The sequence below is a fragment of the Sphingopyxis sp. genome (assembly GCF_035250425.1).
Lineage (GTDB): Bacteria > Pseudomonadota > Alphaproteobacteria > Sphingomonadales > Sphingomonadaceae > Sphingopyxis.
The window spans coordinates 23,642-38,479 of sequence record NZ_DATFFD010000270.1 but is presented as its reverse complement, the minus strand read 5'-3'; the positions used below and the strand labels follow the sequence as shown (position 1 = coordinate 38,479).

The 14,838-nt window shown below is 64.4% G+C and carries 9 protein-coding genes; 8 read left to right on the top strand and 1 reads right to left on the bottom strand.

What is annotated here, in order from left to right; all coding sequences use genetic code 11:
- Positions 1 to 119: 119 nt before the first annotated feature.
- From VJ811_RS16380 to VJ811_RS16360, 5 genes are all read left to right on the top strand, one after another.
- Positions 120 to 332 (top strand): DUF2093 domain-containing protein, encoded by a 213-nt coding sequence (locus VJ811_RS16380; protein ID WP_324074326.1) that lies wholly within the window; start codon positions 120 to 122, stop codon positions 330 to 332.
- Positions 329 to 1,261 (top strand): M23 family metallopeptidase, encoded by a 933-nt coding sequence (locus VJ811_RS16375; protein WP_324074324.1) that lies wholly within the window; start codon positions 329 to 331, stop codon positions 1,259 to 1,261. The genes VJ811_RS16380 and VJ811_RS16375 overlap by 4 nt, the downstream gene beginning before the upstream one ends.
- A gap of 263 nt (positions 1,262 to 1,524) precedes the next feature.
- Positions 1,525 to 4,503, top strand: coding sequence for a TonB-dependent receptor domain-containing protein (locus tag VJ811_RS16370; protein ID WP_324074322.1), 2,979 nt, complete (start codon positions 1,525 to 1,527; stop codon positions 4,501 to 4,503).
- An 87-nt stretch (positions 4,504 to 4,590) separates the two neighbouring features.
- Positions 4,591 to 5,877 (top strand): aspartyl/asparaginyl beta-hydroxylase domain-containing protein, encoded by a 1,287-nt coding sequence (locus VJ811_RS16365; protein ID WP_324074320.1) that lies wholly within the window; start codon positions 4,591 to 4,593, stop codon positions 5,875 to 5,877.
- Between the two features lie 180 nt (positions 5,878 to 6,057).
- Positions 6,058 to 6,297 (top strand): hypothetical protein, encoded by a 240-nt coding sequence (locus VJ811_RS16360; RefSeq protein WP_324074319.1) that lies wholly within the window; start codon positions 6,058 to 6,060, stop codon positions 6,295 to 6,297.
- Positions 6,298 to 6,390: 93 nt separating this feature from the next.
- On the opposite strand, the gene clpB is transcribed toward VJ811_RS16360, so the two are convergent.
- Positions 6,391 to 8,970 (bottom strand): ATP-dependent chaperone ClpB, encoded by a 2,580-nt coding sequence (gene clpB / locus VJ811_RS16355; protein WP_324074317.1) that lies wholly within the window; start codon positions 8,968 to 8,970, stop codon positions 6,391 to 6,393.
- On the opposite strand from clpB, the gene VJ811_RS16350 reads away from it, so the two are divergent.
- The 3 genes from VJ811_RS16350 to VJ811_RS16340 all read left to right on the top strand — a co-directional run bounded on the left by VJ811_RS16350 (position 8,872) and on the right by VJ811_RS16340 (position 14,579).
- Positions 8,872 to 9,309, top strand: coding sequence for a hypothetical protein (locus VJ811_RS16350; protein WP_324074330.1), 438 nt, complete (start codon positions 8,872 to 8,874; stop codon positions 9,307 to 9,309). The two genes, clpB and VJ811_RS16350, sit on opposite strands and share 99 nt — an antisense overlap.
- 137 nt (positions 9,310 to 9,446) lie before the next feature.
- Positions 9,447 to 11,603, top strand: a complete 2,157-nt coding sequence (locus tag VJ811_RS16345; protein WP_324074314.1) for an acylase — start codon at positions 9,447 to 9,449, stop codon at positions 11,601 to 11,603.
- Between the two features lie 96 nt (positions 11,604 to 11,699).
- Positions 11,700 to 14,579: a pitrilysin family protein gene (locus VJ811_RS16340; RefSeq protein WP_324074313.1), complete on the top strand. Its 2,880-nt coding sequence runs from the start codon at positions 11,700 to 11,702 to the stop codon at positions 14,577 to 14,579.
- The last annotated feature ends 259 nt before the right edge of the window (positions 14,580 to 14,838 follow it).

The following is a 14,838-nucleotide window of genomic DNA, read 5'->3' as shown; positions in this document are numbered from 1 at the left end:
AAAAATCTCTGCGCGCTCTGCGCTCTCTGCGCGAATCCTGTTCGGCTTCCTGTTTTGACGCGCGCGCTGCGAAGCTGTTATACCCCTGCCAACGCCACATTCTTCCACTGGATAACATCATGTTGATCGCCAGCCGCAACCGCCTTGCCCGCCTGCAATATGGACCGAACGGATTTCGCGTCCTCGCGCCCGGCGACCATGTGCTGTGCGCGGTGAGCGGCGCGCCGATCGGGCTCGACGAGCTGCGCTATTGGTCGGTGGCGCGGCAGGAACCCTATGCCACCGCCGGGATATCGGTGCAGGCCGAACTGGACGCCGTACGCAAGGCATGAGGGCCGGGGCCGACGGGCTGCGATACGGGGCGGCGCTTGCGCTGCTGGTCGTTGCCGCGGGCTGTGTTCCGGCCGCCGGGACCGATGCCGAGCCGGCGCCGCAGCCGGCGGTTCAACCTGTTGCCGCGCCGCCACCCCCGCCCGCGCCGGTGCGCGCGCCGGTGCGCGCAGACTTCGTGCTCGCCGGACTTGCCGAACAGGGTGCGGCGATGGTCGGGCAGGCGCCCGGCGACACGCGCGCGCTCGCTCTCGACGGCAAGCCGATTCCGCTCGCTGCCGACGGACGCTTCCTGATCGCGTTCGACCGCGATGCCGGACCAAGCGCGCGGCTGGTCGCAACGCTGGCCGGCGGGCGCAGGGTCGAGCGCATCATCGCGGTCGCGCCCGGTCGCTGGCGGCTCGAACATATCAACGCGCCCTATCGCGGCAGCGCGGCGAGCGACGCCGATTTCGAGCGCCGCCGTCCCGCCGAACTCGCTGAGATCGCGGCGGCGCGGAACATGCAGATCGATTCGGACGGCTGGCGGCAGACCTTCCGCTGGCCCGTCACGGGCCGCCTGTCGGGCTTTTTCGGGTCGCAGCGCGTCTATCAGGGCAAGCCGGGTGCCTATCACAGCGGCACCGATGTCGCGGTTCCGGCCGGAACGCCTTTCGTGGCCCCCGCCGACGGCGTCGTCGTGCTCGCCGCAGCCACGCCCTTCACGCTCGAGGGCAATCTGCTGATCGTCGACCATGGCATGGGGTTGTCGAGCGCCTTCCTTCATTGCCAGCGACTCGAGGTCAAGGCCGGCGACCGGGTCGTGCAAGGGCAGCGGCTGGGCACGGTGGGGCGAACCGGGCGCGCGACGGGGCCGCATATGCACTGGGGGCTGAAATGGCAGGGCGCACGGCTCGATCCCGGCAAGCTTGCGGGACCGATCGGCGGTTGAGCATCCGCTCCGTGAATTCGTAACCATTGAAACAATATGTCGCGGACGCCGCGTTGCAGCATATTGTATTTCGCGGTTTCCCGCGTTTGTTGCAAATACGTCACAATGGCTCGCGAAACCGCCGATTGCGCCGGGAATTCGCTTTACTCGACATGAACGAAGTTACATCCCGCACGCTATCGGGGCATCTGTGCGCGTCGGCTTCGGCTGGTGGCGCGGGGGCGTCCGGGTAATTCAATCCACCAGTAGCAAGGGACTGCACTGTGAAGAAAACCCAATATTCCAAGCTGAGACTAGGCGTTGCGCCGCTCGTGCTGAGCGTTGCCCTGGTTTCGGCTCCTGCCTTTGCGCAGGACGCCGCCGCCGCTGACGAAGCCGCGACCGACAGCACCGAAATCGTCGTCACCGGCACGCTGATCCGCAACCCCAACCTGGCATCGTCCAGCCCGGTCAACGTGACCTCGGCCGACGAAATCCAGCTTCGCCAGTCGAACGTTGCCGAAGATATTCTTCGTGACGTTCCCGGCGTCGCCGCGAACGTCGGTTCGTCGGTCAACAACGGCAACGGCGGCGCATCGTTCGTCGATCTTCGCGGCCTTGGCCCGAGCCGCAACATCGTGCTGCTCGACAGCCAGCGGATCGTGCCGGCCAATTTGAACGGCAACGTCGATCTCAACAACATCCCGCTCGCGCTCGTCGAGCGTGTCGATGTGTTGACCGGCGGTGCCAGCACGACCTACGGCGCCGACGCCGTTTCGGGTGTCGTCAACTTCATCACCAAGCGCGACTTCGCGGGCGTCGACCTGTCGACGGGCTTCCAGATGACCGAGCGCGGCGATGGCAAGATCTTCCGCGCCGACCTGACCATCGGTGCGAACTTCGACGATGGCCGCGGTAACGCCGTCCTCAGCATCGGCTACCAGAAAGCCGACCCGGTGTTTTTCGGCGGCGAGCGTCCGCGTTCGGATCTGACCATCGATTCGTTCGACGGAACGGGTTCCGGCGCGTCGGGCACCGCGGTTCCGTCGCGCTTCTCGATCAACGGCGTCGGCAATCGCCAGATCGATCCGACGACGGGCAATCTTGTTCCGCAGTTCGCGCTGTTCAACTTCAACCCGTTCAACATCTTCCAGACGCCGTTCGAACGTTACAACATGTTCTCGTCGGCGCGTTATGAAGTGAGCGATTCGGTCGAGGTGTTCGCGCGCGGCCTGTTCTCGCAGAACACCGTGAGGACGATCATCGCACCGTCGGGTGCGTTCAGCAGCCCGATGTTCATTCCGCTCAGCAATCCGTATATGACGGCCGGTGCGCGGAACACCTTCTGTGCCAACAACGACTTCGACCGCATCACGGCCGGGGTGCAAACGCTGACGGCAGCGCAGTGCACCGCCGCCGCGGCCGCAACCGACCCCAACGATCCCAATTATCGCGAAGTGGCGACCAACGTCGGTCGCCGTCTGGTCGAGGCCGGTGGCCGTATCAGCAACTATGAGACGCAGATTTTCGACTTCGCGGCAGGTGTGCGCGGGTCGATCACCGACAATCTTCGCTATGAAGTGTCGGGCAATTACGGCCAGAGCGAAAATACGCAGACGATTCTCAACTATGTCTCGATCCCGCGGCTGCAGCAGGGACTGCGCGCAACCAACACGACGAGCTGTCTGGATCCGTCGGGTGGCTGCGTTCCGGTGAACATATTCGGTGCGGCCGGCACGATCTCACCGGACATGGTGAACTTCCTGCTTGTGCCGGCAACGTCGGGTGAACGCGCATCGCTGACGCAGGTTCGCGGGCTGATTTCGGGCGACCTGTTCGCGGTGTCGGCCGATGCAGAGCCGGTGTCGTTCGCCGTTGGCACCGAATATCGCAAATATACCGCCGAAACCTTCGCCGATCAGCTGGCGCAGGATCCCGGCGCACTCGGCGGCGCGGGCGGCGCCACCGTTCCGGTCAAGGGCGGTTACGATGTTCGCGAAGTGTTCGCCGAAGTCGTTGCGCCCCTCTTTGCCGGACTGACGGCCGAGGCTGGCGTGCGCTATTCGGATTACAAGGTCAATGCGCCGGGCAAGCCGACGTATAATACCTGGACCTATAAGGCCGGTCTGACCTGGGAACCGTTCGACAGCCTGAAACTGCGCGGCAACTACCAGCGCGCGGTGCGCGCGCCGAACATCGGCGAAATTTTCACGCCGAATCAGGTTGGTCTCGTCAATCTGAAGACTGACCCGTGCCAGAGCGATGGCACGACGATCGCGGCCGCGTCGCTTCTCGGTCAGGTTTGTGCGGCGCAGGGTGCTCCGGTCACCGGCGCGGGCTTCATCTCCGCATTCGACCCGCCTTCGGCTGGCCAGATCAACGCTTCGTTCGACTATTCGGCCGAACTCAAGCCTGAAAAGGCCGACACCTTCACGGTCGGTGCGGTCTTCCAGCCTGATTTTGTACCGAACCTGACGCTGTCGGTTGATTATTACAACATCATCATCAACGACGCGATCTCGTTCCCGACGGTCGGTGACATCCTCACCGATTGCTTCGCCAATCTGACCGCATCGAGCGCGACCTCGGCGGCCTGTACGTCGATCCGCCGCGATCCGGCAACCGGCGGTCTCGACGGCGACCCCAGCAGCACGCCGGGTGTTCCGCAGCCGCTGACCAACAGCGGGCGTCTGGCAACCGACGGCATCGATGTCACGGCGAACTGGAAGACCGAACTCACCGACGACATTTCGCTGTCGCTGAACTTCGCCGGTAACTACACCCTCCATTCGAAGTTCCGCTCCAGACCGGGCGGCCTGAATCGTGAATGCGTGGGCTATTACAGCATCAACTGCACGCCGACCGGTTCGGACCTTAACGGCGGTTCGATCCTGCCGAAATTCTCGTTCAACCAGCGCACGACGCTGTCGTTCGGCGATGTCGACGTCTCGCTCCTCTGGCGCCATATCTCGGGCGTGAAGCAGGAACCCTTTGATGCCATTGCCTCAAACTTTGGCAGCAACGGTCCCGCTTTCCCCGCGTTCCAGAAGATCAAGGCCTACAACTGGTTCGATCTGACGGCCCGCGCCAGCGTCTCCGAAAACTTCGAACTGACGCTGTCGGTCATCAACCTGCTCGACAAGGATCCGCCGACGGTGGGTTCGAACATCGGTTCGACGACCTTCAACAGCGGCAACACCTATCCGTCGACCTACGACGCACTGGGTCGCCGTTATGCGGTTGGTGCCCGTCTGAAGTTCTAATCGACGGTCTTCACGCAAAAAGGAAAGGCGGGCCTCGTGCCCGCCTTTTTTTTTGCCCTACCGGCGGACGTCGGTTATCGCGGCAGGATGAGCAATTCGGATGTAGTGAACCTTCTCACGGCTGCGGCGCAGGCACGGCGCGACGGCGATATCGCGCGCGCCGCCGATCATTTGCAGGCGGCACTTTCACGCGCGCCAGCCGACCCGGTCGTGCTCAACAGCCTTGGGATGATGCGTCTGGACGAGGGGAAGCTGCCCGAAGCCCGCGACTATTTCGAGCAAGCGATCGCCGCGGACGCAGCCGCGCCCGAGCTATGGATGAATCTGGCCAAGACGCATCGTCTCGCCGGCAGCGACGCGCTGGAGGCCCACAGCCTCGATCAGGCGCTGGCGATCGATCAGCGCCACTTCATGGCAAATGTGCGCCGCGCGGAATTGCACGAGAAGCGCGGCGAGACAGCGGGGGCGATGCACCGTTGGTCGGGTGTCATCGCGCTTGCCGAGTCAATGGGTCAGGCGAACGCGTCGCTCGATCAGCTGCTGACCCACGCGCGGCGTTACATCGCAGGCGTGTCCCAGGGTTTCGAAAAGCGCTTTCTGCCGCGGTTGACGATGTTTCGTAACGGCGAAACGAACCCGCGGACCCGGCGGCGATTTGAAGCGTGCGTGGACGGGGTGCTCGGCCGGCGGCGCATTTATGCCAATGAATGCCACGGGCTGCATTATCCCTTTCTCCCCGTGGACGAGTATTTCGACCGCGATCATTTCCCCTGGATCGAACGCCTGGAGGAGCACAGCGATATCATCCGCGGCGAGTTGCTGGCGCTGCTTGCAACCGACAGCGAAGGGTTGGAACCCTATGTTCGCCAGGAACCGGGAACCTCACCGAACAAATGGACCGGCCTGGACAATTCGCCCGACTGGAGCGCCTTTTTCCTGTGGAAGCATGGCGCGCGCCAGGGCGAGGCATGCGCGCGCTGCCCGCAGACGGCCGCCTTGCTGGAAAGCTTGCCGATGTCGGATATTCCGGGGCGTTCGCCGAGCGTGTTCTTTTCGATTCTTCGCCCGGGGGCGCATATCCCGCCGCACACGGGCGTCACCAATGTGCGTAGCATCGTCCATTTGCCGCTGGTGGTTCCGCCGGAGTGCGGATTCCGGGTCGGCGGTGAAACGCGCCAGTGGGAAGAAGGGCGGGCTTTCGTGTTCGATGACACGATCGAGCATGAGGCGTGGAACAAAAGCGATGCGCTGCGGGCGATCCTGATCTTCGATGTCTGGAATCCCCATCTCGACGAATCGGAGCGCGGCATGTTGCGCAGCCTGTTTCAGGAAATGATCGACTATGGTCTCGATGAGGGAAGCGGGATCGATTAGGGTTCTGGCCCTGCCTTGAACAATATTGTAGCTTCGGCCGTCCCTAGGGTCTGGACCCTAGAGTGCGTTCGGTTTTGATTGGAATCAAAACCGGCACTCTAGAGTCTTGTTTTTACGCGATTTCCGAGCCGTGAAATGTCCCATTTCACTCGAAATCACTCTAACAAAGAGAGCTGATCGATGTCCCATCTCATCATGGCGTTTCTTCTTCTCGGTTCCGGCGCCGAAGCAACGCCGCCGGCGTCGACACCGCCTGCCGATCCGGTGATCTGCAAGCGGTTCGACGAAACGGGATCGCTCGCCCGCAAGCGCAAGGTTTGCCGCACCAAGTCGGAATGGAGCAAGGCGACGTCCGAACTGCAAGACTCGATGAACCGCTTTGTCGAGGATCGCCGGGGCCGTCCGCCACCGGGCAATTGATGCGGGCTTCGGCCGTGCGAAGAGGCGCGACGCACCTTCGCACGACGCGCCCATCGCGCGAGCGCTCCAACCCTTCCGGGCCTGGGCCGACCGTTATGCCGGTTTAAGCACCAGCGCGCCGTCGCCTTCGTCGACCTTGATCGTCGAGCCGTCCTTGACCTCGCCCTTCAGGATCAGGTCGGCGAGCGGGTCCTGCAGATATTTCTGCACCGCGCGCTTGAGCGGCCTTGCGCCATAGACCGGGTCATAGCCGACACGGCCGAGCCACGCACGCGCAGCGTCGGTGAGACTCAGCGTCACCTTGCGGTCGGCGAGCAGCTTCTGCACCCGCGCGACCTGGATGTCGACGATGCCGCCCATATGCTGCTGCGCGAGGCGGTTGAAGAGTATGATCTCGTCCAGCCGGTTGAGGAACTCGGGCCGGAAATGCGCGCGGACGACCTCCATCACCGCGGGCTCGGCCTGTTCGACCGGCGCGTCGTCGGGAAGCGCGGCGATCGCCTGGCTGCCGAGGTTCGACGTCAGGATGATCAGCGTGTTGGTGAAATCGACCGTGCGCCCCTGCCCGTCGGTGAGGCGGCCGTCGTCGAGCACCTGGAGCAGGATGTTGAACACGTCGGCATGCGCCTTTTCGACCTCGTCGAACAGCACGACCTGATAGGGGCGGCGGCGCACCGCTTCGGTGAGCGTGCCGCCCTCTTCATAGCCGACATAGCCCGGCGGCGCGCCGACGAGCCGCGCGACGCTGTGCTTTTCCATATATTCGGACATGTCGATGCGGACCATCGCATTGTCGTCGTCGAACAGGAAACGCGCGAGCGCCTTGGTCAGCTCGGTCTTGCCGACGCCGGTGGGACCGAGGAAGAGGAAGCTGCCGAGCGGACGGTTCGGGTCCTGCAATCCGGCGCGCGCGCGGCGCACCGCGGTCGAGACGGCGCGAACCGCTTCGTCCTGCCCGATCACGCGCTGGGTCAGCGTGCCCTCCATGCCGAGCAATTTCTCGCGCTCGCCTTCCATCATCCGGTCGACGGGGATGCCGGTCCATTTGCTGACCACCGCCGCGATATCGTCGGCGGTGACTTCTTCGCGCAGCATCGCGTTGCCCGCGGCGGCTTCGGCGTCGGCGAGCTGCTTTTCCAGCCCGGGGATGGTGCCGTAGCTGAGCTCGCCCGCCTTCGCGAGGTCGCCCGCGCGCTGCGCCTGGTCGAGCGCCGAGCGCGCGGCGTCGAGCTCTTCCTTGATCTTCGCTTCGGCGTGAATCTTGTCCTTTTCGGCCTTCCATTTCTGGGTCAGGCCCGCCGATTGCTGCTCGAGGTTGGCGAGTTCGGACTGGAGGGCCCTGAGCCGGTCCTTCGACGCGGCGTCGGTTTCCTTCGACAGCGCCGATTCCTCGATCTTCATCTGGATGATGCGGCGGTCGAGCGTTTCGATCGCCTCGGGCTTCGACTCCACTTCCATGCGGATGCGGCTCGCGGCCTCGTCCATCAGGTCGATCGCCTTGTCGGGCAGGAAGCGGTCGGAGATATAGCGGTTCGACAGCGTCGCCGCGGCAACGATCGCGCCGTCGGTGATCCGCACGCCGTGGTGCAGCTCATATTTCTCCTTGAGCCCGCGCAGGATCGAGATCGAATCCTCGACGGTCGGTTCGCCGACGAACACCGGCTGGAAGCGCCGCTGGAGCGCGGGGTCCTTTTCGACATGCTTGCGATATTCGTCGAGCGTCGTCGCGCCGATGCAATGCAGTTCGCCGCGCGCGAGTGCGGGCTTGAGCAGGTTCGATGCGTCCATCGCGCCCTCGCCCTTGCCCGCGCCGACGAGCGTGTGCATCTCGTCGATAAACAGGATGATCTCGCCCTCGGCCGCTTTCACATCGTCGAGCACGCCCTTCAGCCGCTCCTCGAACTCGCCGCGATATTTGGCGCCCGCGATCAGCGCCCCCATGTCGAGCGACAGCAGGCGGCGGTCCTTCAAACTGTCGGGGACGTCGCCATTGGTGATGCGGAGCGCGAGCCCTTCGGCGATCGCGGTCTTGCCGACGCCGGGTTCGCCGATCAGCACCGGGTTGTTCTTGGTCCGGCGCGCGAGGATCTGGATCGTGCGGCGAATTTCCTCGTCGCGGCCGATCACGGGGTCGAGCTTGCCTTCGCGCGCGACTTCGGTGAGGTCGCGGGCGAATTTCTTGAGCGCTTCATAGCGGTCTTCGGCCGACGCGGTATCGGCGGTGCGTCCGCCGCGCAATTCGTTGATCGCGCTGTTGAGCGCATCGGCCTTGACGCCCGCATCGGTAAAGGCCTTGCCCACGGGCGTGGTGGTCGAAAGCACCATCGCGAGCAGCAGCCGCTCGACGGTGACATAGCCGTCGCCCGCCTTGCTCGCGACCTGTTCGGCCTGGTCGAGCAGACGGACCGCGTCATTGTCGAGGCCGGGGGTCGCCTGCGCGCCCGATCCCGATACCGCGGGCACCTTGGCGAGCAGCGCGTCGATGCCGGCGACTGCGCGCTTCGCGTCACCGCCACTCTTCGCGATCAGACCCGCCGCCATGCCTTCGCTGTCTTCGAGCAGCGCCTTGGCGATGTGCTCGGGCGCAATCCGCTGGTGATTCATGCGGATCGCGATTGTCTGCGCGGCCTGCAGGAAGCCTTTGGCGCGGTCGGTGAATTTTTCGAGGTTCATACGGAACGCCCCTTTCTTGCTCAGCAAGATAGTGTTGCCATTGTGCAACACAAGGGCGCGCTTCGAGATTCGCACCGAGGTGATGAGGCGGTTCGTACGGCCCCCTTTCCATCTCGTCATGCCGAACTTGTTTCAGCATCCAAGGCCTGCCTCTTTATCCAGCGCAGCGCCCTTTTGGTTCACGCGAAGGCGCGAAGGCGCGAAGGCGCGAAGGGGGCCGCGCTTGCCGCGGAGCGGCGTTTCCATCGCGACATCGTGGCAGGATGCGCCGTCCCAGAGAACATGGGCCTGTCGGCCCAAGCCATCTTCTTCGCGCCTTCGCGTCTTCGCGTGAAATGACCTGGCGCCGTCCTGTCAGGCGAGCACCGGACCATGGATGCTGAAACAAGTTCAGCATGACGAAGGTGGAGCAACGGCTTGCCTTCGCACCCTTCGCCCGCCACACATCGCAACCGAAGACAGGAAGGAAGGCGAATATGCTGCGTCGGGCGCTATTGGGATTGGCCTTGCTGGTCGCCGCTATCCTGATCGGGCTCACCGTCTGGGAGCCGCTGACCGCCGAGGCGCCGGCGGCGCCCGCTTTCAAGCCGACCGACGTCCGGATCGCGCGCGACGAGTTCGGGGTGCCGCATATCTTCGGCAAGACCGACGCCGACGTCGCTTATGGCGTCGCCTACGCCCACGCCGAGGATGATTTTTCGACGTTGCAGGAAGTGCTCGCGATGACGCGCGGCCGCGCAGGGGCGATGTTGGGTCAGGATGGCGCGAAAATCGATTATGCCGAGGCGCTGCTCGATGTGCGCGCGACGACCGCGCGCGACTGGCCGCGGCTGCCCGCCGATGTGCGGGCGCTGTTCACCGCCTATGCCGCGGGACTCAACCACTATGCGGAGAAGCATCCTGACGAGGTGCGCCTGTCGGGGCTGTTCCCCGCGACCGGCGAAGATGTTGTGGCGGGCTTCGTGCTGCGCTCGCCCTTTTTCTTCGGGCTCGATTCGGTGCTCGGATCGCTGGTCGAGGACAAGGAGATCGGGCGCGAGGGCGGCCCGGCGCTCGATCGGGCGGGCAAGCTCGTCCCGCGTGAATTGACCCCGGTCGGGACCGACCCCGCCGACAATGGGTCGAACGGCATCGCGGTCGCGCCCGCGCGCTCGACCGACGGTGCGACGCGGCTCGTGTCGAACTCGCACCAGCCATGGACGGGCGGCGTCGCCTGGTACGAACTCGTCGTCCATTCGCAGGAAGGCTGGGATTTCGCCGGCGCGAACTTCCCCGGCTCACCCTATCCCTTTCTTGGGCACAATAAATATCTCGGCTGGACCAACACGGTGAACCGGCCCGATTTGATCGACGTCTACAAGCTGGTGCTCGACGACAGCGGCGAAAATTATCGCTTCGACGGCGCGTGGCGGCCGCTCGAAAAGAAGCGCATCTGGCTGAAGGTCAAGGTCGGCCCGTTCGTACTGCCGGTCCCGCGCACCGTCTGGCGCTCGGTCCACGGGCCGGTGGTGAAGAATGAAAAGGGCGCCTTCGCGATCCGCTACGCGGGCATCGACCAGGCGGATATGGTCACCCAATATTACCGGCTGAACAAGGCGAAGAATTTCGCCGAATGGCGCGCGGCGATGGCGGGGCAAGGCGTGCCCGCGACCAATTTCATCTACGCCGACGCCAAGGGCAATATCGGCCTTTTCTATAATGCGATGTTCCCCGACCGGCAGCCGGGCTTTAACTGGCGCGGTGTCTTGCCCGGCGACACCTCGGCGGATTTGTGGACTCAGACCTTGCCGTTCGACCGCGTGCCCGCGCTGGTCAACCCGCGCTCGGGCTATGTCATGAACGCCAACAATACGCCGTGGGTCGCGGCGGGGCCGGGCGACGAACTCGACGCCGCCGCCTTTTCGCCGCTGCTCGGGATCGAGGACGATATGACCAACCGCGCGGTGCGGCTGATCGAATTGTTCGAAGCTTCGGGGCCGATCGACGCGGCGCGGCTGAAGGCGATCAAATATGACACCGCCTATGCAAAGTCCGGCTATGCGAAGGCGTGGATGAGCCGGCTGCTCGCGCTCGACACGAAGGGCGATCCGGCACTGGCGCAGGCGCAAAAGCTGCTGCGCCAATGGGACTGGAACCTCGACGGCAGGGGGAAGGGCGATGCGCTGGCGCTGATGGTGCTTCGACCCGCGAACGGCAGCCATTATCAGCGCCGCGCCGCGCCCGATCCGCGCACGGTGCTGAAAGAGACGGTCGCGCATCTGCAGGAGCATTTCGACGGGCTTGATCCCAAGCTCGGGACCGTATTGCGGCTGCGGCATGGCGAGGGCGCAAGCCGCGTCGACCTGCCGCTCGATGGCGGCAACGACACGGTGCGTGCGTCGACTTTGTGGGACGCCGAACCCGACGGGCGGCTGAAGGTGCGGCACGGCGACAGCTTCATCATGTTCGTGACATGGGACGCGCAGGGCCGGGTGCGGTCCGAATCGATCCAGCCCTTCGGGTCGGCGACGACGCGGCCGGGCAGTCCGCACTATAACGACCAGGCGCCGTTGTTCGCGCAGCACAAGCTGAAGCCCGTGCTGTTCGATCCCGCGGCGCTGAAGGCGAGCGGGGCGCGCTTCTATCGGCCTTGAAAGCCGGAAATTGCTGTCCTAAACCCCTGATACAGTGCCGTCCGGCACCCGGTCGCACGCGGGCATAAAGCCTGCGCCCCGTACAAGAGGATTTTCATGCCCCGTTTCCATCGCTTCGCCCTTGCCCTGGCGGTTTCGACCTCGCTCGTCGCCGCGGGTCCCGCGCTCGCCAAGGCGAAGGCCGCGGACCCCGCGCCGATCGCCAACCTCGTGAAGGCGGTCGATATTCCTTACGAGGCCTTCACGCTCGACAACGGCCTGCGCGTGATCGTGCACGAGGATCGCAAGGCGCCGGTCGTCGCGGTATCGGTGTGGTATCGCGTCGGGTCGAAGCATGAGCCCAAGGGCAAGACGGGCTTTGCGCATCTGTTCGAGCATCTGATGTTCAACGGTTCGGAAAATTCGCCCGGCGATTTCTTCGAGCCGCTGCAACAGGTCGGCGCGACCGACAGCAACGGGACGACCAACGTCGACCGCACCAATTATTTCGAGACCGTGCCGACCGGCGCGCTCGACCGCGCTTTGTTCCTCGAAAGCGACCGCATGGGGCATCTGCTCGGCGCGGTGACGCAGGAAAAGCTCGATAACCAGCGCGGCGTCGTCCAGAATGAGAAGCGCCAGGGCGACAATAATCCCTATGGACTGCTGCGCTACGAGATTTTCGAAAATCTCTTCCCGACCGGCCACCCCTATCACCACAGCACGATCGGTTCGATGGGCGACCTCAACTCGGCGAGCCTCGGCGACGTGAAGAAGTGGTTCACCGACAATTACGGCCCGAACAACGCCGTGCTCGTGCTCGCGGGCGACGTGAATGTCGCGACAGCAAAGGCCAAGGTGCAGGAATGGTTCGGCGACATCCCGCGCGGCCCCGCGGTGCAGATGCCCGCCGTTCCGGTGCCAACGCTGCCCGCACCGCTGGCGAAAGAGGTCAAGGATCTTGTCCCGACGACGCGCATCTATCGCATGTGGGCGATCCCCGGCCTCAACGATCCCGAGGCGGTGCCGCTCCAGATGGCGATGAGCGTGCTCGGCGGCCTGTCGTCGTCGCGGCTCGACAATGCGCTCGTCCGCAAGGATCCGGTCGCGGTGAGCGTGTCGGCGGTGGCGCAGCCGTTCGAGGATGCGGGCATCCTGCTCGTGCAGGCCGATGTTAAGCCGGGCGTCGAGGTGAAACTTGTTGGCGAGCGGCTCGACGCCGAGATCGCGAGCTTCCTCGCCAGCGGGCCGACCGCGGACGAGTTGCAGCGAACCGCTGCCAGCTATCTGGCGGGCACGATCTCCGGGCTGGAATCGGTCGGTGGTTTCGGTGGCAAGGCGGTGACGCTGGCCGAGGGCGCGCTCTATTCGAACAACCCCGCTTATTATAAGGTCGAGCTCGACCGGATGGCGAAGGCAACCCCCGAGCAGGTGAAAGCGGTCGCCAGCAAGTGGCTCTCGCGCCCGGCCTTCTCGCTGACCTATACCCCCGGCGAGCGCACCGAGGGCGGCGAAAATCGCGGCGGTGCGGTGACGGGCGGTAAGGTGGCCGCTCCGGTCCAGCCCGACCGTTATTGGAATGAGGCGCTCGGCGATGCCGGTCCCGATACGGGCGGCACCTCGTCGTTCGCCGACCGTTCGCAGCTTCCGGCGGTCGCCGATCTCAAGGCGCTCGATTTCCCGGCGATCGAACGCACCAAGCTCAAAAACGGCGTCGAAGTCGTTTTTGCGCGGCGCACGACGGTGCCGACGGTCAATGTCGCGGTCAGCTTTGACGCGGGCTATGCCGCCGATCCCCACAGCGCGCTCGGCACCCAGTCGCTGATGCTCAGCCTGATGGACGAGGGCACCACGAGTCTCGATTCGATCGCCTTTGCCGAAGCGAAGGAGCGGCTCGGTGCGCAGATCGACGCGACCGCCAACGCCGACGAGACGGTGTTCAGCCTGTTCGCGCTGAAACCGAACCTCGGCGCCTCGCTCAGCCTGCTCGCCGATTATATCCGCAATCCGGCGTTCGACGGCAAGGAGCTTGAGCGCGTGCGCGCGCAGCAGCTCAACCGGCTCAAGGCCGAACTCAACAACCCCAGCGCGATCGCCTCGCGCATATTGACGCCGGTGCTGTACGGCGCCGACCATCCCTATGGCATTCCGCCGTCGGGCCTTGGCAATGCTGCCTCGGTCAAGGCGGCGACGCGCGAACAGCTGTCGGCGTTTCATGCCACATGGATTCGCCCCGACAACGCGCGCGTCTTCGTCGTCGGCGACACGACGCTTGCCGAGGTGAAGAAGCAGCTCGACGCGACGCTGGGCCAGTGGAAGGCGCCTGCGACCGCGAAGCCGGTTAAGCATTTCGACATCGCGATCCCGGCGCCGAAACCGCGTATCCTGTTGTTCGACCGGCCCAAATCGCCGCAATCGGTGATCCTTGCGGGCAAGGTGCTCGACGCCAAGGGCGGCGACGAGCTCGAAGTGCTGCGTTCGGCGAACGATATTTTCGGGGGCAATTTCCTGTCGCGGTTCAACACCAATTTGCGCGAGACCAAGGGCTGGTCCTATGGCGTGCGCAGCCGCATCTCGGGCGACCAGGACCGGCTCAGCTGGGTCGCCGCGGCACCAGTGCAGGCCGATCGCACGGGCGATTCGATCAAGGAACTGCAGAGCGACCTCAAGAGCTTCCTCGGCGACAAGGGCGTGACGAAGGAAGAGCTCGAACGCACGATCAACGGCAGCGTCCGCGAACTGCCCGGCAGCTTCGAGACCTCGGGCGACGTGCTCGGCGGGCTGCGCCAGATCGTCAAATTCGGCCGCCCCGACAATTATTACGAAACGCTGCCCGCAACCTATGAAGCGATGACCGCCGCCGAAATCGACGCCGCAGCGCGAAAAGCGCTCAGCGCCGACGGTCTCGTCTATGTCGTCGTCGGCGATGCCGCGGTGGTAAAACCGCAGCTTGACGGATTGGGTCTTCCGGTGGAAACGGTGTCCCTCGATAACTAGGGTCAGGATCCATTAATTGCACGATCGAGGCGTCGAAATGGCGAAGATATCGGGTTCGGGTGGATGCAGCGGGTAGCATCGCTACCCGCAAGGCCGCACGGGTCCGATATCGAAGCCATTTCGGCGTCCCTTCGGGATTTGACCGATTTTGCCCAGGGCGTCGTCGGCAAGTCTGGAAATATGGACATATTCCTGCGCCTTGCCTCCTAGCCCTGAGCAAAATCGCTTCAAACCTCGATCGTGCAATCAATGGGTCCTG